21 protein-coding genes and 2 pseudogenes are annotated in these 21,923 nt (G+C 32.8%); 17 read left to right on the plus strand and 6 right to left on the minus strand.

Annotated elements, in window-relative coordinates; translation table 11 throughout:
- Positions 1-63 precede the first annotated feature (63 nt).
- Positions 64-549, plus strand: a complete 486-nt coding sequence (locus tag J7E44_RS22280) for a hypothetical protein (protein WP_214833967.1) — start codon at positions 64-66, stop codon at positions 547-549.
- Between the two features lie 132 nt (positions 550-681).
- On the opposite strand, the gene J7E44_RS22285 is transcribed toward J7E44_RS22280, so the two are convergent.
- The gene (locus tag J7E44_RS22285) at positions 682-1,545 is read right to left on the minus strand and encodes a phosphatase PAP2 family protein (RefSeq protein ID WP_214833970.1); all 864 of its coding nucleotides are present in this window, start codon (positions 1,543-1,545) and stop codon (positions 682-684) included.
- Between the two features lie 437 nt (positions 1,546-1,982).
- On the opposite strand from J7E44_RS22285, the gene J7E44_RS22290 reads away from it, so the two are divergent.
- The gene (locus J7E44_RS22290; RefSeq protein WP_214833973.1) at positions 1,983-2,585 is read left to right on the plus strand and encodes a hypothetical protein; all 603 of its coding nucleotides are present in this window, start codon (positions 1,983-1,985) and stop codon (positions 2,583-2,585) included.
- Positions 2,586-2,745: 160 nt separating this feature from the next.
- Here the strand turns inward: J7E44_RS22290 and J7E44_RS22295 are convergent, their stop codons facing one another.
- A complete protein-coding gene (locus J7E44_RS22295; RefSeq protein ID WP_214833978.1) occupies positions 2,746-3,153 on the minus strand; it encodes a hypothetical protein in 408 nt (135 codons plus the stop codon).
- Positions 3,154-3,555: 402 nt separating this feature from the next.
- Here J7E44_RS22295 and J7E44_RS22300 point away from each other — a divergent pair, with 402 nt between their 5' ends.
- The 9 genes and pseudogenes from J7E44_RS22300 to J7E44_RS22340 all read left to right on the plus strand — a co-directional run.
- Complete coding sequence (locus J7E44_RS22300) at positions 3,556-3,960, plus strand: hypothetical protein (protein ID WP_214833981.1); 405 nt, start codon at positions 3,556-3,558, stop codon at positions 3,958-3,960.
- Between the two features lie 164 nt (positions 3,961-4,124).
- Positions 4,125-4,613, plus strand: coding sequence for an RNA polymerase sigma factor (locus J7E44_RS22305; RefSeq protein WP_214833983.1), 489 nt, complete (start codon positions 4,125-4,127; stop codon positions 4,611-4,613).
- An 83-nt stretch (positions 4,614-4,696) separates the two neighbouring features.
- Complete coding sequence (locus J7E44_RS22310; RefSeq protein ID WP_214833986.1) at positions 4,697-5,527, plus strand: FecR family protein; 831 nt, start codon at positions 4,697-4,699, stop codon at positions 5,525-5,527.
- Positions 5,528-5,615: 88 nt separating this feature from the next.
- Positions 5,616-8,738, plus strand: coding sequence for a SusC/RagA family TonB-linked outer membrane protein (locus J7E44_RS22315; RefSeq protein WP_214833988.1), 3,123 nt, complete (start codon positions 5,616-5,618; stop codon positions 8,736-8,738).
- A gap of 10 nt (positions 8,739-8,748) precedes the next feature.
- On the plus strand, positions 8,749-10,482 hold the full coding sequence (locus J7E44_RS22320) for a RagB/SusD family nutrient uptake outer membrane protein (RefSeq protein WP_214833991.1): 1,734 nt from the start codon (positions 8,749-8,751) through the stop codon (positions 10,480-10,482).
- Between the two features lie 18 nt (positions 10,483-10,500).
- A complete protein-coding gene (locus tag J7E44_RS22325) occupies positions 10,501-11,601 on the plus strand; it encodes a metallophosphoesterase (RefSeq protein ID WP_214833994.1) in 1,101 nt (366 codons plus the stop codon).
- Positions 11,602-12,962: 1,361 nt separating this feature from the next.
- On the plus strand, positions 12,963-13,118 hold the full coding sequence (locus tag J7E44_RS22330) for a cyclic nucleotide-binding domain-containing protein (protein ID WP_214833997.1): 156 nt from the start codon (positions 12,963-12,965) through the stop codon (positions 13,116-13,118).
- Between the two features lie 50 nt (positions 13,119-13,168).
- Complete coding sequence (locus tag J7E44_RS22335; protein WP_214834000.1) at positions 13,169-13,447, plus strand: helix-turn-helix domain-containing protein; 279 nt, start codon at positions 13,169-13,171, stop codon at positions 13,445-13,447.
- Between the two features lie 534 nt (positions 13,448-13,981).
- A pseudogene (locus tag J7E44_RS22340) lies at positions 13,982-14,170 on the plus strand (transposase); the annotation flags it as partial.
- A gap of 287 nt (positions 14,171-14,457) precedes the next feature.
- On the opposite strand, the gene J7E44_RS22345 reads toward J7E44_RS22340, so the two are convergent.
- Positions 14,458-15,357 (minus strand): glycosyltransferase, encoded by a 900-nt coding sequence (locus tag J7E44_RS22345; protein WP_214834003.1) that lies wholly within the window; start codon positions 15,355-15,357, stop codon positions 14,458-14,460.
- A 657-nt stretch (positions 15,358-16,014) separates the two neighbouring features.
- Here J7E44_RS22345 and J7E44_RS24330 point away from each other — a divergent pair.
- The 3 genes and pseudogenes from J7E44_RS24330 to J7E44_RS22355 all read left to right on the plus strand — a co-directional run.
- A complete protein-coding gene (locus tag J7E44_RS24330; RefSeq protein ID WP_502757521.1) occupies positions 16,015-16,086 on the plus strand; it encodes a hypothetical protein in 72 nt (23 codons plus the stop codon).
- A 137-nt stretch (positions 16,087-16,223) separates the two neighbouring features.
- The gene (locus J7E44_RS22350) at positions 16,224-16,673 is read left to right on the plus strand and encodes a hypothetical protein (RefSeq protein WP_214834006.1); all 450 of its coding nucleotides are present in this window, start codon (positions 16,224-16,226) and stop codon (positions 16,671-16,673) included.
- 146 nt (positions 16,674-16,819) lie between these two features.
- Positions 16,820-17,308: pseudogene (locus J7E44_RS22355) on the plus strand (integrase core domain-containing protein); the annotation flags it as partial.
- Positions 17,309-17,503: 195 nt separating this feature from the next.
- On the opposite strand, the gene J7E44_RS22360 reads toward J7E44_RS22355, so the two are convergent.
- Positions 17,504-18,094 (minus strand): NAD(P)H-dependent oxidoreductase, encoded by a 591-nt coding sequence (locus J7E44_RS22360; RefSeq protein ID WP_214834009.1) that lies wholly within the window; start codon positions 18,092-18,094, stop codon positions 17,504-17,506.
- A gap of 1,117 nt (positions 18,095-19,211) precedes the next feature.
- On the opposite strand from J7E44_RS22360, the gene J7E44_RS22365 reads away from it, so the two are divergent.
- The 3 genes from J7E44_RS22365 to J7E44_RS22375 all read left to right on the plus strand — a co-directional run bounded on the left by J7E44_RS22365 (position 19,212) and on the right by J7E44_RS22375 (position 20,471).
- The gene (locus J7E44_RS22365) at positions 19,212-19,640 is read left to right on the plus strand and encodes a transposase (protein WP_214834012.1); all 429 of its coding nucleotides are present in this window, start codon (positions 19,212-19,214) and stop codon (positions 19,638-19,640) included.
- Positions 19,641-19,668: 28 nt separating this feature from the next.
- Positions 19,669-19,983 carry a helix-turn-helix domain-containing protein gene (locus tag J7E44_RS22370; RefSeq protein WP_353050514.1) on the plus strand — a complete coding sequence of 105 codons (315 nt, stop codon included), beginning with the start codon at positions 19,669-19,671 and terminating at the stop codon, positions 19,981-19,983.
- A 155-nt stretch (positions 19,984-20,138) separates the two neighbouring features.
- Positions 20,139-20,471, plus strand: coding sequence for a hypothetical protein (locus tag J7E44_RS22375; RefSeq protein ID WP_214834017.1), 333 nt, complete (start codon positions 20,139-20,141; stop codon positions 20,469-20,471).
- A gap of 572 nt (positions 20,472-21,043) precedes the next feature.
- Here J7E44_RS22375 and J7E44_RS22380 read toward each other — a convergent pair.
- Together J7E44_RS22380 and J7E44_RS22385 are read right to left on the minus strand one after the other, a co-directional pair.
- On the minus strand, positions 21,044-21,343 hold the full coding sequence (locus tag J7E44_RS22380) for a helix-turn-helix domain-containing protein (protein ID WP_214834020.1): 300 nt from the start codon (positions 21,341-21,343) through the stop codon (positions 21,044-21,046).
- Between the two features lie 158 nt (positions 21,344-21,501).
- A partial coding sequence (locus J7E44_RS22385; protein ID WP_214834023.1) for an RteC domain-containing protein occupies positions 21,502-21,923 on the minus strand: 422 nt, incomplete at its 5' end.

The raw sequence follows: 21,923 nt of genomic DNA on the forward strand, positions 1-21,923 counted from the left end.
AAACAATGGCTTTCTGGTACAACCTTTTTTAACTAATTTTATCTGATAATATATAAATCATACATGAGAAAAATCGTATTTACAGGAATAGTGGCTTTAGGAGGACTTCTAACAGCAAATGCACAGTGCAAAACTGTATCCACACTTGTAGAAAATTTTGATACCTGGAAAGATATTAACAAATGTTGGACTGCTCAGTCAGGAAAAGCAATGCTTTACAATAATGAAAAAAGAATCGTATTTTATTCGATGACCAATCCCGGAGAAAATATGTATTTGATTACTCCAAAAATTAAAGCAGGAACATATACCCTTAGCCTTGATATTTCTGACAACGGTGGAGAAACTACTTTGGAACTGTTCTCAATAAACAATACAGCCGATGCCAAATCTTATGTCTCAATAGCTAAATCTTCAAAAATAACGGGAGATAAAAAAGTCTTTACTATTTCTTTAAAAAAAGATTCAAATTTAGGACTGAAAGTTTTGCTGAATGGAATACATCAGGCAGTATATGTGGATAATTTTTCTTTGAAACCAAAAAAATAAATGATTAAAAATATGTACCAAACCCCCAGCTAATTTAAACTGGGGGTTTATTTTTTTCACCATTTCCGTATTCAAAATCTGGCTCAATTCCATCGATCTGAAAAACCCAGCATATCATTTACTGAATAATTATTAAAAGGTCCCATTTAAACCAAGCATATTAGGTGACATATTTACCTTCCATGAAATCTTTTTTTCCTTACGGTACTCATTCTTCTGCATATAACGATAGGTGCCATCTACAATGAAATAGCTAATCGCAGTGCTCAGAAATATATCTGAAAAAAAATGAGCACCTTCCCACATTCTTGATAAAGGCGTTATAAAACCTACGCTATAGATCCCGGCTTTCACCCATGGATTTGAAAACTGTTTGGCCAATGCAAACATAGTAGTGGAAACCAACACGGTATGTCCTGATGGGAATGATCGATATTCAGCTTGTCCACTAAAGGGTTTAAAGTAAGATTTTCCTTCACCTGTTCCCGGTCTCGCCCTTCCCACTAATGTTTTAGATAATGTCTGGATCAATCCGGCTGTTGTTGCAGAAGAAATCATAAGAACTCCTGTATCTCTGATTTTATCATTTTTTGTAAAAAGTCCTGTCAGATAAACTACACTTGTAATGCCATAATTATTCTGTGGACTCCCAAAATAGTATCCGAATTTTTTGATAACACTGGGCACTTTTCCACTTTGATCTATAAAATACTGACTGGTATTATTGTCTACAGAATACAATAATACTGTTCCCAATGCAACTCCGCCCACATCAATCCAATTATCTTTTTTCCATGAAAATGGACTCAAATAGCTGTGTGCCATATTATTGAATATCTGTTTACCGTCAACTACCAGCTGCCTACCAATACTATTTTTCTTAGAAATGATTAAAGTATCTGTTATTGACTGGTTAGTAATGACCAAACTATCAGCTTTTTGGGAAAAAATAAAATTGAAAAGTAAAAATTGGAATAAAATAAAAACCCGCTTCATTATTTCTTTTTGAGAAGGGCAAAATTACAAATTAAGGAGATCAAAGGCTTTTTCCTGATGATAGAAAAAAACAATTTCCATCATTATGTTTTATTTCCAAAATATAATGATGGATATTTTTTAATGTGTATAAATTTTTTTTAGAAGTACAGATTTTAGCAAATAAGTTTACTTATTTTTTTATTGACACAAGATTTGCAAATTCGTTGGGTTACTTCACTGATGCCACCTGTTTATATTTTTGCTAAAAAAGACAAAAAATCAGGGTAACATAAAGTAGTTAGAAGATTCCATAACGTCTGATAATCAGTTTTATGCCGAAAGCATTTCTTATCAAATAATTTATTTTCATGACTCATCTTTGAACCAAATATTTTTATATTTTTATGGGTAAAAACGTATAGATTATTAATCCAAATAAAAATAGTAATCAAATCATGAAAGCAAAAATCCTTATTTCAGCAATGACCGTCTTAGCGATCACCGCCTGCAGTCAGAGCAAGAAAAATTCACAAGAATCTAAACCACAGAAAAAAGAAACCACAACGGGCACTAAACCTTTAAAAAATGTAGGATTCGACATAAACAGCATACCCGTTTCTGACAAGAAATTGGGTGATTTTCCATACATTTCTCTTCCTGAAGGATATGATAATGTAAGCGATAATCCAATATCTGATAGCGATAAAGCTTATTTTTGGGTTGGAGATCATTTTGAACAACCTGTTGGTAAAATCTTTTTCAGCAGGATAAAGGCCAAGGATGGAAAGACCTATTCTGAAACCGAATTATTAAAGGGAATACAGGAGAAAATTATTTCTCTGGGTGGGAAAAAGATAAACGAATCTAAGGTGACATCAGATATTTCAGCGACTGATGAAGCAAACAAGGTAAAATATGTGAGCGGATATGGATTCATTGGTTATGCAACTACATATACCTACCTCATACGTAATGCAGATAAAAATGTTTGGATACAAATAACCCCAACGGATGACGGTGCATCTGTCGGCTGGATTATTTTGGAAGCAAAATCGTAAATGTTTATTTTTCCCATATAATTATAAAGCAATTACCGGTTTTATTTTTTCACTGGACGTCAATACACGAACTTTAAAATCATGTAATTAAACTTGTAAAAAATAAAACCGGCAATTGAATAGTATGGGCTCGCCTTACTTAAAATTTTTTTATACTCCGTTATCTTTTACACATGGCATCCCATGTTGTCCAAAAGTGCGCATTAATAGCACCTGGAGGAGGATTCGTACTGTCTGCAACAATGCCTACCATTGAGGCACAGTTGGAATTACAGCCTATTTCATTATAACTTCCATGTTGAGGTGGAATCTGTCGCCATGTACCCGTTGATCCGCTTAGCAATTCTACTTTAATTTCAAAGATACCTGATAGATTAGGTGTCTGAATTTGTTTCGTTGGGTCTTCACTGGAAATAGAGTCGCTCCAGCTGCCTTGCGAGAATGTGACACGCCATGTTGAAATCATTTTGGCTGTATTGTTCTGAGGTGAAAGATAAACCCAGAATTGAGCTCCACCACCCAATTGAAGTTGGCCGGAAGAGTTTACGTTTACATTTGCTGTTTCCATATTGAATGTATTTTTGGTTGATTAGTTTCTGTTCACGATAGCTTTTCAGAATACATCATTTTAGGATCTGCTCTGAAGCTTTGATTTCTATCTCAAAGTAACAAAGATGTTAGAATCTGTGGTAGCGTACAATTGACCAATTATAGCTCTAGGTAGAAATACTTAATTGAAAGTAAGTAGGCTAAGAACCTTGCCAAATAAATTAATATTGTAGAAATACATGAACTACAACAATAAAATCAATAAGAAAAACTGGATAGCATTATAAGGCATTTTGCGTTTATAAATGTCTAATTTTCAATAAACCATATATTTTTGTTTGTAGTATTATAGGTAATTACTTCCCAATACAGAATTTAGAACCTTCAAAATGAGTATATTTATAATACAAATCAGACAGATATGAAAAATCTACTATTCTGCATTGCACTCATACTTTCCTCAACAGCTTTTTCCCAAAAGGTTATCCCTTCCCTGAACGGAACATGGAAAGCTGTTTCAAAAATTGAGACAGAAACAAAACAGGGCATCGTAACGGAGGAGGATAAAGAAATTTACAAAGCCGGAGAAAAAACCTACACATTTACTTCAACAAATGTTAGAATTACTCAGGGTTTTGGTAAACACACTGAGAAATTGCCACTTCGGGTTCAAGCTAATAAGTTGTTCATAGGTAAGCCTGAAAAAAACAAAGAGCCTTATATAATAACAACCAATGGTAAGCGCTTGATTTTAACAAAAACAGAACGTAAACTAAAAAAAGGCAAATCTGAGATCGAGACAGAGGTGGTAACACTGGAAAAATAATTCCATCTTAATTTTTTATTATAAACTTAAGCAAGAAGTTTAAATATTATTTGTTAAAGTAAATGCAGATTAAATAATCTACGTTAAATTTAATATATACTTTATATTAGCCCGACACGAATTGATTACTTTTGCCATGCATTGAAACCGTTTGGTGCTTTATAATGGAGTATTTTAAAAAAATATATTTAGATTACAAACATCAGGTATACTTTTTTGTCAAAAAGTTTATTTCAAATATTGAAGATGTGGAAGACGTTGTGCAGGAGATTTTTGTACATCTCTGGAAACATTCTTCATCTCTTAAAAATCCACAGACTTTAGAATCCATTATCTTCAAAACAGCCCAACAGGAAGTTTCTAATTTTTATAGAAAAAATAAAATGCTTTTCTCTTTTTCCGATGAAAGTTTTATAATAGATGAAGCCGATTCAGAAAAAACGGATACTGAATTTAAAGAAGAACAATTACGAAAAATACAAAACCTTCTCGAAGAACTTCCTGAAAGAAGTAAAACTTTTTTTTATAAAAACAAATTAGAAAAAATAAGTTATTCTCAGATCGCAAAAGAAAATAATCTCTCCAAAACAGCTGTAGAAAAACAAGTCAATAAAGTCGTCCGATACATAAAGGCGAACTTAAATCTATTTTAACTAAATATTAATCAATATAAACAAATTATTAAATCCATCTCTCCGGGGTGGATATTTTTATTTAACCGCGTAATTATAATTGTATGAAAGATTCTCAAAAACATTTTGAAAAAATTTGGAAAACAGTCTCCGAAGAAAAACAGGAAATGGATTCTACAACCGATTCCAGAATCTGGAAAGGAATAGACAGGAGAATTAAGCAAAATAATAAGCGAAAATATTACTGGGCGGCTGCGGCAGCTATTTTGGTTCCTTTATTCGGAATACTGCTTTTTTATAAAGATTTTGCACCAAAAGAAACAAAAAATGACTTGTCAGCAATCGTATTACAAACCAATGAATTTTCTAAAACTTTCAGACTATCAGATCATAGTGTTATAACCTTAGAGCCTTACAGTAAATTATCTATAAATAAAGATTTTGGCAAAAAATATAGAAATGTAAAATTTCAGGGGAAAGGTTTTTTCTCGATTGAAAAAGATAAATCAAGACCTTTCATAGTAGATGCAGGTGGCTTCAGTGTTGAAGTTTTAGGAACAAAATTTTCAGTTGATCAGAAGTCGGAAGAAAAAAAGGTAAAACTGATTGAAGGGAAAGTAAAAATAAAACACAATGGCAAACTAATATATCTTTTACCTAATGAAAACTGGAGTACTTCTTCTACAAAAATAGATTTTCATTATTATGCAATGAGTATGGTAAGGCCTTTCACTTTTGAAAACACAACTTTCGAGGATGCCATAACTGAAATAGAAAATACGTATGGAGTCCATATTACGTATCCAAAAAACATTGCTAAAAACCAAGTATCAGGTTCATTCTCAGGAAATCTGAAAGAAATTCTTTCCATTATAAATTATCCCTTTAACCTAAAAACTGTTTTTAAAAATGAAAATGAAATAACTCTGTATTAAAATAAAACAGCACCAATAATGTGGCGTTATCAGTGCTTGTAATTAACTCAAAACTCGCAAAAGAATAATAAATTAACTCTTCAAATTTATGAAAAAAACTGCAATTTCTATTGCTTTACTCGTAGCTATGGGACTGCCTGTGCTAAATTATGCACAAACCCAAGCTAACATGCCTGTCACCAACAATCAAAAACAGGTACTATTAGTCAAAATACTTAAAAAATTAGAGAAATCTACCCATACTAAGTTCTTTTATTCTGCTTCAGATTTTAAAAATATTTGGGTAGATGAAAGCAAAATCAACTATTCATCATTACAGCAAAGTTTAGGATACCTGAAAAAGAATGTTCCTTTGGATTATCAAATTCAGAACAACACGGTCATCCTTAGAAAATTAACTTCTAATAATTCTTTTACTGAAAATGAAATAAAACCCCAAAACGATACTATAAACCAACAGGAGAAAAAAATAGAAGAAGTAGTGGTGGTTGGATATGGTACACAAAAGAAATCCATTATAACAGGATCCGTATCTGTTGTGAAAGGCTCATCAGCAAACGGACAACCAATACTTTCGGCTGGAAATGCTTTACAGGGTCTTGCACCCGGTGTTACGGTGACCACACAAACTGGGGCACCTGGCGGTGATGCCGGGAATATCAGAATCAGAGGGATCAACAGTTTTGGAGGCTCCGACAGCAATCCACTTGTTATTATTGACGGTGTTGCAGGAAACATCAATGATGTTGATGTCAACATGATTGAGTCTATTTCCGTCCTTAAAGATGCTGCTTCTGCTGCAATATATGGTTCCAGAGCAGCTGGTGGGGTTATTCTTGTAACCACAAAACGAGCTAAGGGGAATAAATTATCTGCCCAATATAGAGTGTATACAGGCTGGCAAATGGCAACGGCAATACCAAAAGTTACTGATGGTCTTACCTACATGAAAGTATTTAATGATGCCAGTATGAATGACAATGGCACAAAGATCTACAGTGATGAGGCTATAAGTGCTTTTACAGAAGCATACAACAAAAACCCCAGCAACTATGACTGGCAAAAAGCGATCCTTCAGGGAAGTGGATTCTTGCAGGACCATTATTTTTCGTTATCCGCAAAATCCGGAATTATCAGTGTATCACCATCGTTCGGGTATTCAAAACAGGAAGGTATTATTAAAAATACCGACTTTACGAGATTTACTTTCCGTAATAATATGGATATTACCCCTAACGACCAATGGAATATCAGACTGGATATGTCAGTGGTAAACAAAGACAGAAAACAGATTGCTGATGAAGGCACCATCTGGAATTATCTTGGAAGAATGCCTACAAATATTCCAATTTATTATGGCAATAACTATTCTGACGGATGGGTAAAAATCAATCCGGTTGGTTTTATCGAAAATGGTGGAAATCGCACCCAAAACGACTTAGAGTTTATAGGAAATATGAATATTTCTTACAAACCTACAGATTGGCTGACCTTAAAAGGTCTTGTTGCTCCACGATATCATACTACCAATATCCATCTTTTCAGAAAAAGTGTACCCACCTATTATGAAGACGGAACTGAAGCGGGTTCTGCCAACACTTTTACAGAGCTTACAGAATCTGCAAGACGTCAGTTTTATGGAACATATCAATTCCAGGCCGATGCAAAAAAAGAATTTGGTAAGCATAGTTTTGAGCTTCTTGCCGGAACTTCAAGAGAAACTTATAATGAAAAAATATTATCCGGATACAGAAGGGACTTTCTATATGATAATTACGAACAGCTGGATGCCGGTGCAGATAATGAAACCAAGGATAATGCAGGTTCGGAATACGAATGGCTATTGGTTTCTGCTTTTGGTAGATTAAATTATAATTACGATCAAAAATATTTATTTGAAGCTAACGTAAGATACGATGGCACTTCAAGGTTTATTGGTAAAAACCGTTGGGCAGTCTTTCCATCATTTTCTGCCGGTTGGGTGGTTTCGAGAGAAAGCTTTTTCGAAAGCTTAAGAGGAACAATCAGCCAATTAAAACTGAGAGGATCCTGGGGTAAATTAGGAAATCAGAATATCAGTTCTTCTTATTATCCGTTTTCAGAACCATTATCATTGGGAAGTACTTCTATGAACGGACAAGTATATCAGACCATACAGCAATTAATTATGTCCAATCCCAATTTGAAGTGGGAAGAAACCACCATGTCAGGTGTTGGTGTTGATTTATCCTTATGGAAAAAATTAGACCTTTCTTTTGATATTTATGATAAAAAAACCGATGGTATTCTTTTAAGATTAAACACATCTCAGCTTACAGGTTTACAGGCACCCGTTCAAAACGCGGCAACAGTAAGCAACAAAGGTTGGGAAATAGGTGCACAGTATAATGAAAAATGGGGTGATTTTAAAATGAATATCGGCTTTAATCTTTCTGACGTCAATAATAAAATTATTGATATGAAAGGCCAGTCTTCCGGAACACTTCTTCGCCAGCAGGTTGGTTCTTCCGTGAACTCCATTTACGGCTTTATCGCTGATGGCTTATACCAAAGTCAGGCAGAAATTGATGCCGGTCCAACACAATTTGGAACTTTAAAACCGGGAGATATCCGATACAAGGATATTGCCGGAGCTTTTGATGCTAATGGTAACCCAATCGGTGACGGAAAAATTACTGATGCTGACAGAACCATTATCGGAAGTACAATTCCCCGATATACATACGGTTTTAATATGGATCTTTCTTATAAAGGCTTCAGGTTATCAGCACTAATACAGGGTGTTGGAAAAGTTGATGGGTATTTGGATTCACACTACGTAATTCCTGCCGTAAACTCAAGTGCTGTGAAACCTTGGCAACTCGATTATTGGACCCCGGAAAATACCGATGCTCAATTTCCCCGTGTTTCCCTAACTTCAACAAACAATACACAAAACTCGACAAAGTGGATGAAAAGCGCCGCTTATATGCGTCTTAAAAATGTACAGATAGGCTATGAATTACCTAAATCTTTTATAGACAAAACATTCCTGCAGAGTGTTTATATCTACCTCAATGGACAAAACCTCTTCACTTTCACAAAATTCTATGAGGGCTATGACCCGGAAATCAATTACAATCTGGGTAGTTCTGACGGTGTTGCTTTGGGAGGCGGAAACTATTATCCACAGGTAAAAACATTCTCATTCGGTATCGATGTTAAATTTTAATTTAAAAAAAATGAAAAACTTTTTAAAAATATTTTTATTAGCCATAATCACCTCGTGCACAAGCGCCGATATGGATTTAGAACCGCTTAACGGACCAACATCCGGGACTTTTCCCGCATCTTATGAAGAAGGAAAAATGGGTCTTTTTGCAGCTTATAGAAACTTAAGTACCTTGGATGCTGCCAGTACTCCGATGTGGCACGTAATGGATAATATTACAGACATTGGGTATGCAAGACCTGGAACCAATTATACATCACCTATCACAAGTTCTCTTACTACAACCAATGCATTGGCTATAAAACCATGGGAAGTTCATTATCAGACCATTGCAAGATGTCATGCTGTACTCGATAAATTGGATGGAATTTCAGGACTTACCGAAGGGCAAAAGGCGGAGCTTGGTTCGGAATTGAGATTTATTCGTGCTTATTGCTATTCTCAGCTTATCGAGCTTTACGGAGATGTTCCATTAATAAAAGCAGCTGTTACGCTTGAAAATGCTAATGTTCCCAGAACACCTGTTGCTGAAATTCAACAATTTATTATTAACGAACTTGGAGCGGTTGCACCACAACTTCCGATATCACAATCGCAGTTCGGAAATGTGCGCGCATCCCGTATAGCCGCCTTAATGTTAAAAGCCAGGGTTGAACTTTATTCTAAACAATACGCGGCGGCGGCGATCACTTCAAAACAGGCCTTAGACTTAGGAGCAGGTGTTTATAGTTTAACACCATTCAATTCTTCTGTGAATTATGCCGGTAAAGATCATACCGTAGGAGAGCCGGATCCCAGTAATATATTTGGGCATAGTGGCTTTGCTAATAGTAAAGAATGGATTTGGGTGGCAGAATACAATATGAATGTACCAGGATACCTGCATAATCAGCAATATTATGCAGCATCCCGTTTGGGTAAAGGAGTTTGCTACTGGGGACCTACTCAAAACCTTATAGATTCTTATGAGATGACAGATGGTCTCTCAATAATTGAGTCTCCGCTGTATGATGAAGCAAACCCTTTTAAAAACAGGGATCCGCGTCTTGACATGTATACCGCACGACCACACTCAAGATATCTCGGATACCAATTTGAACCGAATACCTCTTTCGCAAAAGTAAACAACTACTGGTCAGTTGGCGCACCAACACAGGTTACCAATGCCGACGCTACGAATGCGTATCGATCTTTCAGTGGCTATCTATGGAGAAAAGTGGTTGATATTGCTGACTTTAATTCGACCTCTGTAAGTGGAAATTCAGATTTAAATGTTGGAATTTTCAGGTTACCGGAATTAATGTTGATTTATGCAGAAGCAAAAATTGAGTCGAATGACTTGGATAATTCCGTTTATGACGTGATTAACCAAATCAGAGCCCGCGCAAAAATGCCCGCTTTAAATACCGGAATGTCACAAGCTCAATTGAGAAAAGCACTCCGATATGAACGAAAAGTAGAATTAGCAAATGACGGATTAAGATGGTATGACATCAGACGTTGGAATATCGCCAATAATGTGATGAACGGCTATTTATACCTAAACCGTAATGCAAACAATTGGACTAAATCAGTAGTAACAGGCTTTGATGAAAGTGCAAATCCTATTTATAATCATTCACAAGCTTCAGTATATTTTTCAACACAGGAAGTGGTTTACAGAATAAATAAAGATGAGTACTGGCCAATACCACAATCGGAAATGGATGCAAATCCTTCTCTAAAACAAAATCCTGGATATTAATTATAAAAAAGAGAATATATGAAAAAGAATATATCGCTATTTTTGTTACTGCTATCTGCTGTGCTTTTTGCGCAAGAAAAATTTCAAGCTCCAAAATTAGACAATGAAAAATCATGGAGTATCGTTCTGATCCCAGATACGCAAAACTATGTGAAATGGAATAAAAATCAGCCTATTTTAGATCTGATGGTAAGATGGATTGAGGACAATATCTCTCCACTTAATATTAAAATGGTTTGCCAGGTTGGGGATTTGGTGGAACATAATAATATTCTTAATCAGGGATATGACGGAGACCAAAGTGCAGATGACCAATGGAAATCCGTGCAGTCAATCCTGGGAAGACTCAATGGAAAAGTACCCTACGTAGCTGCAACAGGAAACCATGACTTTAGTATTAATGATGAAGGCAGAAGGTTTTCCCGCTATAAGTTTTTTCCTTCTAATTTTAATCGTTTAAATCAGAAATATTTAGCACAAAACTTTTTTAATGATGCCGGTGCTCCAAGCATGGAAAACTCTGTTTTGGAACTTAAAGGATTAAATGGTATCGATTATTTATTTCTTAGCCTTGAATTTGCACCGAGAAATAAAACGTTGGAATGGGCTAAAAAAGTGTTGGATATGCCTCAATACAAAAATCATAAATCGATTTTAATAACCCACGCCTTTCTTAATGAGAAAGACAAGAGAACGGATAAAGATAATTCATGGTTCATGTATAAGCCTTTTTTAATAAACAATGTCCCTCAAAAATCCAAAACCATCATTCTTCCAGAGTCCAATAACGGCGAACAGATATGGCAAAAGCTCATACAGCCGTCTCAAAACCTCGAGCTCGTGCTAAGTGGTCATATCTCCGGTGAGGGCTTCCGTGTAGATCGCAATAGTTACGGGAAAAACGTGAATCAAATGCTTTTTGATATGCAAAGTGAAGGCGGTGGTCATCGTGATGGTAACGGAGGTGATGGCTGGCTCAGAATTATTGAGTTCTATCCTGATAATAAAACCGTAAAAGTAAAAACCTACTCCCCTCTTTTTGGTATTTCACCGGTTACTCAAAAAGATGCCTATAAAAAAGATCCGAGAAATGAGTTTGTTTTTAAACTTTCAGAATAACTCCGGATATATAGCACACCCATTGCTTTATTTTTAGCATCGAAATTTAAGCTAATATGAATACTGTAGAGGCGAGCTAATAGCTCGCCTCTATTTTTATAAAAGCCTTTGAATCCTATTAGAATAGAATTTACATAATTTCTACTTTCCGATACAAAACTTAGAAATCACTTGTTAATAGATATTCCCGACTCTCAGGGAACAAATAGGGAACATTTTTAAAAAGCCATGCTGTAAATATAATATAAATAAATCGATTACCATATAAATTTATATAGCAGTCCTACTTTATTTTATTTTCCATATGATTTATTACTGTTTTGAGAAAAATATTATATTGTACCCTTTTCTTATTAGCATCTGTTTTTTCATTAAATTTATAGAAACAGATTACTAAAAAAGAACTATTACTAATAATTATTAACATTGAAAAAAACGAAAATAAGGATAAATTTTCATTAGAGATTCCACATGCTAGACAACAACTGGCTTCCCTTACAGGACTTTCTATAGAACTACCCTATATATTGATATTTTATTTGAGATATAACTCTAAAATCCTATTTAAATATATTCAGTTATTCTGATGAATCATTTTTACCATAGCACATTTACTTGTAAGTGCTATCCGGTAACAGATTAAATCTCTGCACAAAATTGTTTTTTTCTGATAGGTATCGGAAAAAAAATCTAAGTTTCATTTTTATTAACATGTATATAACATCTTCTGGTTAGTCATTGAGTCTGATAATCTTGGGGATTCAGAACTATTGCAACCCAGTTGCCGGTGCTGTGTGTGTGTATTGTTAATCTACTCCGTTTTTTACGGTAGCGAGTTATTCAACTGTAAAAGATCTTTTTTAAACTTAAAAACCAAATTCAAGAATATAGAATATCTATTGGTCTCTATTTTGTTTCTTTTGATATGCTGCACCAAATCTGAAATGCAATATATCAATAATGACAACAAAAAATCAACTATGAATGATAAAAGATCCGAAACGGTCAAAACGTTACCTGATTTAACTGCTTCTACAGTTCCGGATTCGATCCACATCAAACTCCATACGGAAGATTAATCATCCCCCTTTATAATTAACTTTTATGGTTAACTGAACGATTTTACAAAGAGAATAACAATGCATATCTGTAATTTATTATGATCAAAAAGTTGTCTTATTTTTCTAATAAGATCATCACAATTGTTCATTAATAGTTTTTATTTTTTTCTACAATTTAAACACTAATAATATGATAATCAATGAAGATCTATTACTGCAAAATGGAGCAGAATATCAGGAGTACGGACCCGGAGAGGTTCTATTCAGGAAAGATGATTGCCCCGCTTTTTTTTTCAAATAGTGCCTGGAACAGTCGAATTGAACAATTACCATGAAGATGGTAAGGAATTTACATTAAACATTCTTTCTGACGGTCAAAGCGTTGGGAAATCTCTTCTTTTCAGTGATCATAATATCCAATGGATGCAGTTACCAAGACACCATGCAGGATATTGAAACTAGTTAAATCTAATTTTATTGATCTTTTAATGACAGACCAGAATTGTATGATGGATTTATTCAGATGTCTTTCAGACCGGCTTTATTATAAGTACATTATGTTGTTTAATAATTCTACGACCAATTCTGTTATTAAGATTAAGGCAGTCCTTGACTACTTTAAGAAGTTCAACTCAGAGACAAAGAGATATGGATTTTACGTTCCTTTTAGCCGCCAGCAGATTGCTAATCTAACAGGGCTTTGCGTTGAAGCCGTCACCAGAACGGTAAAGAAGATGGAGAAGATGAATATTGTCCAGCTGTCAAATGGAAAAATATATTATTAAGTTCAAAAAAAACAACAGTGCGGCTATAAGTGTGAATTGTTGATTTTATATAATGTTAAATCTTAGAGTTAAGAAAGGATATTTCAGATTGCCATTCATAAGGACGAAGGATACTACCATCATTATTATTCTAAAATGCAGGATATCACGACAGAATGCCTGGAAATGGAAAGGGGTATTTCAGGATCAAGGCCATTGAGTTTAAAATTCAGAAAAGGAAAGAATATAAAGCCCTGAAAGAAAAAATTGAAGAATTAAAAACTGAAATTGGTTCTCAAAAATTTGAGGATTTAATTGTAAAGGAATCAGATTTTTTTGAATTTCAACATAGCATATCAAAACGATAAGCCTATTGAGAATTACAAAAGGATTTTTAAGGGTTTATAAACAGCCCGCTTTTGAAAAACACAACAGATTAATAAACTTAAAAATAAAACTGATAGCCTGAGAAAAGAAGTAAATGCGCATAAAGGCAAGAATTCTCATCTACTATTCAATCCAAATATTTTTGCTTGTGAAGAAAAAAAATATCACGGAAGAAAAGAAGTATTGGGGATGTGCCTTGGAAAAAATGAAAGATCAGCTTTCTGGATGGATGTTCTCACTGATTTAAAAGCCTGTGGTGTGGAGGGTATTGTAATCACCACCATCAATAATTTGAACGGATTTACCCAAACTATCCGTTCTGTCTTTCCTGAATCTCAAACCCAAATTTGTGTTGTTATTATTTTTGAAAAAAGGCTCAGATTGTAAAATCAAAGCCTAGCTTTTTAACTTACATCCTCGTTGGATAGTGTCTTTTTGCTCTAGTTTAATTACTATTTTGTCATTAATAATCTGTATCGATTTTTCAGGACCAGTCATTTGATTTTAAAAGTGTTTCTATAATGTATTTAATGCAAAGGAATAGCAGATAAAAAGAATAATGAAAGTCGTCTAACAGGCTCAAGTTAAATCAGAAGAATAAATCTATATCGGACTAATTTAATCGAGATTTTTCGTTTTTTATATTAAATAATATCGTCCAAAATTTTATAATAATATTTAAACTTCAAGGACATTATCAAATTTTTTGGGAATTTAATATTTTTAATGAACTTTTTATAATCATGTCTGCATTTTTCTTTATATTCTGTTATTAATTTTGGATTTAAGTTCAATTGATGAACAGCATTTACAACAAAATAAATTCTTTTTATTTTGTTGTAAATAATTTCCTTTTCGCTTTTGTGTTCTCCCTGACTGTTCAATCCTATACTTTGATTCTCATGAATTCTGTATAAAGAAAGCGCCTCTGGGATTATAGCAAATTTTTCGTCTCTGCATGATTTTAGTACTAATTCATAATCATGAATAATTACAGGATGTACATTTTTGAAAGGAAGATAATTTTTTTTAGCATCTTGAGTAATAATCAATGTCATTCCTGGAAAAACATTTCTTTCAAAAAGAAGATATTGCAATACTTCTGTATTATTAAAATCTTCATTAAAATTACTGCCTTTCCAAAATGGACTTTCAATAATTTCTACATTTTCTTTCAATAATTTTACTTTATGGCTGAATATATTATAATCAGGATTGTTCTCTGCAAAATCTCTTACTTTTTGAATTTTATTATTACTCCAAATATCATCCTGATCAGATAAAAAGATTAAATCATAAGAACATAAATTAATAGCCTTTTCAAAGTTCTTTATGTATCCTACATTAACTTCATTTCTAAATATTTTGATAATACTAGGATACTGATTCTTATAATTAGATAGGATTTCTATTGTACTATCAGTGGAATTATCATCACAAATTATAATTTCATTTGCAAACTGACTTTGCTTCAGTATGGATTCTAGCTGCTGGGATAAATATTTCTCGCCATTATATGTACATAGCGCAACAGATACTTTCATTTGTTTTTAATTTAACTTGATTTTAAGATAAGATAACTGTCATCTTGAACTTATAATTTTCACTAAAAATATATTACAAATGTAGAATTATGCTTTTTTTACACTACATGATAATAAGTCATATTATCACTAACTAGATGTAGTTTTTAAACTATCACAATTCTAGTAATGATTGTGATTTTAAATCTTATGTCAATAAAATTAAAAATTGGAAAGTTCCGCCAGAAATAATTAAATCGACAAGAGGAATAATACCAATATATTTAGGAACAATTAGAAATCAAAGATAAAAAAGAAAACATAGAAAGAAAATAGTTTGACTTCATTGAATTATTGTTGTTAATAATATAGAACTTAATGATTTTAATTAGCTTTCAGTCAGCTAAAGTAAAATGGGAGGTTGATCAGCAAAAGGAAATGATTAACACTTTAAAACCAACCATGTAAACAACTGTTTCACAATAGCTTACCAGCAAAAAAACTTATTATACAAGAAGGTCGGAACAGGACTTAATGATAAGATCAGCAGGAGACGATGGACCTTCTCAAACCATTAGCTACAAAAAACCTTTTCAGAAGAACCAGATGTGAATAAGCCATCCCGATTTAGACCCAACCCTTCACATTCGAAATATTACTTGGCTTAAGCCCGGATTACTGTGCGAAGTAAATTATGCAGAGTTGAAAAGCAACAAAATTATTCGCCATCCTTACTTTCAGGGAATGTGAAAAATAGACAATAGAAATTATTTAATTTCTCCCCTCTTCTCTTAAAATTTACGAAATCATGGGATGGCACCAAACAAGATTATAAGATTTAATTATTCCTTATATTGTAATAGCAAAAAGAAACCATTGCCAATTCTATGAAAAACTATAGAATCACTTCAACAAGAACGATCAAACATGAATATATTTTAAAAGAACTTAACGGGTATTTATGTAAGCGCTTTCAATATAAAAAAGAATTCGCACATTTTTCTTTTAGTTCTGGAACGATAACTGCTTGTAGTCGTAAGTTCGACATCCATCTTAGACTCTTTGATGATGATAAACATTATAAAGGTAAAGAAACCTTAGTTGTTGCTCGACTATTTTATGATCAAACTAGAAAGGGACATGGAACTGATTTTTTAAAATTTTTAACTCAACTTGCTATGAAGTGTGGATTTTTGTTATTAGCATTTGAAAACTGCAATGAAAACAGTAGAAAATTCGTAAAAAATTTTGGATTGATACGGGTAGTAGATCCTTCACATCATTACCAAATTTTAGTCAAAGATCTCGCAACCAATCTAAATAATTCAAACTATTAAACTATCTATTCATTTACTTTAGGATTCGCATCTACTGCTTAACAAAACCAATAAGGGCAGCAGGTAATTTCAAATCAACCATCAATTGTTATCCTAATAAAAGCAAATTAACTTAAAGGGAATTTGTGTTGTACAGAAAATAGACCCCTGGACACCATGTTCAAGTAGATGTTAAGTTTCTAATTTTCACAAATGAAGGTGGAATAAAGATAAAAAGGTATCAATACACAGCAATCGATGATGCAACGCGCATCAGGACTTTAAAAATATACGATAAACATACACAAGAAAGTTCCATTGATTTTATAAACTGTGTTATCGAAAAATTTCCTTTCAGAATTAACACCATACAAACAGATAATGGGCATGAATTTCAATCTAAGTTTCATTGGCATGTACAGGATTTAGGTATAAAACATCGATTTATAAAAGTCGGAACACCTCAATTAAATGGTAAAGTTGAACGCTCGCACTTAACAGATAAAAAAGAATTTTATCAACTTTTAAGTTATACTGACGACGTAGATTTGAATCAAAAATTACAGCAATGGGAAAATTTTTATAATTTCAATAGGCCACATGGATCTTTTAAAGGAAAAACGCCTTATGAAATATTAAAAGCTAAACTAAAATAATTATCTTTAAGTCTACGAAGCCATGAAGTACGACAAATGCCTTATAATATTATCAGCAAACAATATATTTTATTGTACTAAGTATATCGGCTAGCCAAAACTGAATTTAAAGGAATTTTCAGGTAAGTCTTCTATTTAAACGATGTCAATATTTTAATATAATTGTGTTTTGAATATTTAAACATGTAATTACCCTTATTGAATCTTTGAAAATCTGGCTTCAATATTCTTTAACCATTTCACCCTTTTTTCCTGACTGACTGACTTTACCATGTTAAAGCTGATCCATTTAAGATTCTTGTATCCCATAGTTTTGAAAACACTTTTTATCATTGCTTTCTTAATTAAGTTACCAATAAGCAGGGAGTACATTATCTTAGGTTTATTCATGGTTGTGATGACTGTCACACCTTTTAAGTTTTTTAAAAGGGGTACCAAACCAAATCCCCTTGGATGGTGGTCGTAAACAACTCCGGGAGTAAGAACCCTATCAACAAATCCTTTGGTCATTGCGGGCATCAAATCCCACCAGATAGGAAAAATAAAAAACAGGTGGTCTGCTTTTTCCAGACGTTCATTATAGTCTATTACTTGTGGATCCACAGGTTTGTGATCCACAAATGCTTTCAAATCTGCCTTTGACATTACGGGATTAAATCCATCATTGTCAAGATGCATCAGGTCTATCTCGTGATTTGCACCGTTAAGTCCCCTGGTCACAGAATTCAAAATTGCGTTTCCAAAACTTCCCTCGTAAGGATGATTAAATACTATTACTACATTCATTTTTACTTTGCTTTATTACCTACTCCAAAGTTGAGAAGTAGCAAATGTCTGAACGATAACAATTGTTAAAAAATCGAAATGCAAGTAACGAGGAAAAAAAATAATCCGAGAGTTTAAAACCATATTATCGGAAGTGAAAACGCTTTCATCACTAAACCTTCTATTTAATGGTGCTTCCTAATTGAATTGGGGATTTAGCCACAATTGCACCGGATTGGGATACTTTGGTTGCCATCGGTTCTATGTAAATTGTCAGCAAATTTACAGAAAAAAAAAGTAGTCCTATCTATATCGATTTTAAGTTAATTCATTGATCAATAGGGTGTTAAAAAAAAAGAAAAAAAAACCAACATATTACTGAAAATATGATACCAAATAAGTTATTAAAAATTTAATTTCAACCTTTTAATTTGCCACGGCTTAATATTTTTCTGTTAATTGAGATAATTATTTATATTTGCGATAAAATGTAGTCTAGGTTGGATTATGTTTTAATAAAACTCTTAAGTGTAGTTTGAAAACTCTTAGAAAAATAACCAAAATATAACGCCATGAATAAAGAAATTGTCCCAATAAGTTTCCTGATCATTATTCTTAAAAGAAAACTGAAGATATCGCAAATCTCAATTATGAGGTTATGAACGTGGCGGTTTATATAAAGTTTGATTTTATTTTAAGAATTCAAAATAGCTAAAAAGTATATAGGATTATTTATGGTTATATTTTTTGATTTTACTTCCTGTTATCTTAATAATGGCAAGTTGTTGGTTTACGCGATTTAAGTATAGCAATATTCCGGTAATTATCGGAGCCTTTCTTTTACTATTTTTTTCTTTTGCGCTTTCTGCATACGTGTTGTTGAATTTGAGAGCTCATACGCACAAATAAAGATCAGGTATTGCCATCCTTTTAAAAGATATCATCATGGAATATTAAAGGAGTTCCCATTAGTAATGCTACAAAGCTGCGCAATTGAAAATTCTAATCTGACTATGGTCATAAAAAAAAGTAATGGCGATACAGAAGCCATCTCTCTTCGCCTCCATGGGTTAAGCACCGATGAAGTAAGGGAGATAGAGAGGGCTTTACGAGAAATAATTAGAAACGCATAATAACAATGAACATTGATTTTAAAGATATTCATATAGGTTCCCTTATACAAACTCGTGTAATGGAAATGGGTATAGATATGAATAGAATATGTAGCAATATGAAGCTTAAGGAAGAGGAAATTAATAATATGTATCAGCAGGATACATTAGAGACAAAAGTCTTGTTGAAATGGTGTAAGCTTCTAGAATACGATTTTTTCCGTTTTTTTTCGCAGCACCTCATATTATTTACCTCTCCCATGGGAGCGAATTATAACAGGCCGACTGATTCTGTATTACCGCAGTTCAGGAAAAACCTTTATACGAAGGAAGTGATATTTTACATACTCGAAATAATTGAAAGCAATGAAAAAACGCATCTTGAAGTGATCAATGATTACAAGATCCCTAAATCGACATTACGCAGATGGATGGTTAAATATAAGATCCGGTAAAAATAAGTAAATGTATCTGATGGAAAATATGCCCGATTACAAAAGAATTTATACTGATATTCTGGACACCAGGTTTCCACATAAAAAGAAAGACTGCGAAAGCTTATTGAATAAACAAATATTATCACATCTAGATGTGATAGACCTTAACACGATCATATTTGGGGCCGTCACTGCAGAAAGTTGGAAGTTTAATAAAAGGCATCGTTCTTATAATCAGGATACCATTATGGAAATACTTCAATACCAAAAAAAAAACAAATTAAGTAATTCACAATTAGCTAACCATTACAAATTAAGTAGAAATACGGTAGCTCGATGGAAAAAGCTATTTGCCATATAAATTCAACTAAAATATTATAGTAAAAATTATTAATACATTTTATGGTCGTAACGAATAAAGATAAAGTAATATCAAAAATGAGGGTTTGGCAATTTCTTCTTGTATTCAATTGCTGTTTGGCAGTATGTGGATTTGTCTTAAAATCTCTTATACCGATGGAATTAAGATGGCCGTTACTCGGGATATTTCTTGTAATAAGTATATTAATCATTAAAAAAATAACCAATCTTAAAGTATTTCAGTTTGAAAATAGTGGTTTCATATTTTCAATCAAATACTATCATCCATCAAAAAAAGGGATTGTATTTCCTTTAGTTGAATATCCTGTGAACAAATTACGCTCGCTTAAAATCGAAAGATCGGTATTTGCTGATATAATTGTAATCGATGTTGATTTGAAGGAAAAAGAAATGCCTTTTAGAATTAAGATCAAGGTATCGGATATAAATGACAGGGACTACCGAAAGATGGTCAATTCTTTTTTATAGAAATGACCGAGTCTCTTCTATCTATTGATTTTTCATCTATAATGCTTAAAATAGATCCGTTCTTGACTAGTCATTATAGAAATAAAATAAGAATTGGTCTATTTGATGATTTGAGTCGTCCTAAAATAAGATTGACATTTCGGACATATTTTACCAAAAAACCTTCATCATCTGAAAATAAGCTTACCACAACAGATGGCTGTTTATATACCATTTGTTATCCCCATTCCAACAAAATTTACTACTTCAAGTAGTTCTCCATTATAATCTGTACAAACTTGATAAATTTTAATATGAGTCTGTGAATACATCAGCCCTTCGTAGACTAATTTAGTAGAAAACTAATATAGTGTTACGAATATGGAAAAGACAAAAGTATTTTTTCGAGATTGAAAGACCCCAGATATTTTTTATTACCTTTAAGCTCATCGTATTTTTTTTACATTATTTATGTTTTTTACGCCCCTCTTCGGAGGGGCTTTTTTATTGGTATAATTTGATAAATAAATTACTTACAATTAGTCAATATGCAAAATAATAATCTCTTAAATAAAATATGATTGTCATATATTTCAACTACAACCACGTACAGATTTACTAAAACTATCTCTAATCAGTTGATGCACATCAGAAAGTTTATAATATAGTTTGCCACTTATTGTATAGTATGGTATTTTTTTATTTGATCGATAACGCTGTAAGGATCTTGGGCTAATTTTAAGCAACTGTAATACATCTTGATTATCCAACAACTGCTCACCATCAATACTATTTAAATCATTCTGGTTTTCTTTTATTTTTTCGCTCATAATGTCAAATCTTGTCATGATTCTCCCCATCCATGAAACAAATTCCATTTTGTCAATATTCATAATATTTCGTTTTTATTATCAATACAAAGTTTAACAAATAGCATGAAACTTTTTCGGTATCTCACCGGTACTACCGAACGGTTTTTAATTATTTATTTTTAAATTACTACATTATAAATCCTATATATAAAATATTTATACAAAACAACTTTCATCCATTAATCGCCTCTTTCCATTAAAGCATCATTAAGGTTTTCCGTAAGCAGTTGCAAAAATTTAGTAGAGCTATATTTTCTATTCTTAATTTCACCAATGGTCTTATAGAAATTCCCTAAATTAATATTCAATACCTCTTCTGTAAATCTTACAACTTCACTAAAGTCGATATTTCCACCATTAAAACATTTCGTCTTGTGTAATGCATACACCAGCTCGATTAATGAAACTTTTGAGGACGTCCATGATAACTTCGACATTACATTCGTATCATGTTTTGTATTTTGACCAATGTTTTGAATACATTTTATAAGATAATCTTCGAGCAATTTATTGGCTTCTATCATAGCAATCTTATGATCATGTGATGTAGTAAAATCTTCATCTAAATTATATATACTCGATTGTAAATCGTCAGCAAAAA

Source organism: Chryseobacterium sp. ISL-6 (assembly GCF_018613715.1).
Lineage (GTDB): Bacteria > Bacteroidota > Bacteroidia > Flavobacteriales > Weeksellaceae > Chryseobacterium > Chryseobacterium paludis.

Coding starts and splice junctions, on each gene's coding strand:
- J7E44_RS22280 (WP_214833967.1), top strand. CDS start 64: ATGAGAAAAATCGTATTTACAGGAATAGTGGCTTTAGGAGGACTTCTA.
- J7E44_RS22285 (WP_214833970.1), bottom strand. CDS start 1,545: ATGAAGCGGGTTTTTATTTTATTCCAATTTTTACTTTTCAATTTTATT.
- J7E44_RS22290 (WP_214833973.1), top strand. CDS start 1,983: ATGAAAGCAAAAATCCTTATTTCAGCAATGACCGTCTTAGCGATCACC.
- J7E44_RS22295 (WP_214833978.1), bottom strand. CDS start 3,153: ATGGAAACAGCAAATGTAAACGTAAACTCTTCCGGCCAACTTCAATTG.
- J7E44_RS22300 (WP_214833981.1), top strand. CDS start 3,556: ATGAAAAATCTACTATTCTGCATTGCACTCATACTTTCCTCAACAGCT.
- J7E44_RS22305 (WP_214833983.1), top strand. CDS start 4,125: ATGGAGTATTTTAAAAAAATATATTTAGATTACAAACATCAGGTATAC.
- J7E44_RS22310 (WP_214833986.1), top strand. CDS start 4,697: ATGAAAGATTCTCAAAAACATTTTGAAAAAATTTGGAAAACAGTCTCC.
- J7E44_RS22315 (WP_214833988.1), top strand. CDS start 5,616: ATGAAAAAAACTGCAATTTCTATTGCTTTACTCGTAGCTATGGGACTG.
- J7E44_RS22320 (WP_214833991.1), top strand. CDS start 8,749: ATGAAAAACTTTTTAAAAATATTTTTATTAGCCATAATCACCTCGTGC.
- J7E44_RS22325 (WP_214833994.1), top strand. CDS start 10,501: ATGAAAAAGAATATATCGCTATTTTTGTTACTGCTATCTGCTGTGCTT.
- J7E44_RS22335 (WP_214834000.1), top strand. CDS start 13,169: ATGATGGATTTATTCAGATGTCTTTCAGACCGGCTTTATTATAAGTAC.
- J7E44_RS22345 (WP_214834003.1), bottom strand. CDS start 15,357: ATGAAAGTATCTGTTGCGCTATGTACATATAATGGCGAGAAATATTTA.
- J7E44_RS22350 (WP_214834006.1), top strand. CDS start 16,224: ATGAAAAACTATAGAATCACTTCAACAAGAACGATCAAACATGAATAT.
- J7E44_RS22360 (WP_214834009.1), bottom strand. CDS start 18,094: ATGAATGTAGTAATAGTATTTAATCATCCTTACGAGGGAAGTTTTGGA.
- J7E44_RS22365 (WP_214834012.1), top strand. CDS start 19,212: ATGAACATTGATTTTAAAGATATTCATATAGGTTCCCTTATACAAACT.
- J7E44_RS22370 (WP_353050514.1), top strand. CDS start 19,669: ATGCCCGATTACAAAAGAATTTATACTGATATTCTGGACACCAGGTTT.
- J7E44_RS22375 (WP_214834017.1), top strand. CDS start 20,139: ATGGAATTAAGATGGCCGTTACTCGGGATATTTCTTGTAATAAGTATA.
- J7E44_RS22380 (WP_214834020.1), bottom strand. CDS start 21,343: ATGAATATTGACAAAATGGAATTTGTTTCATGGATGGGGAGAATCATG.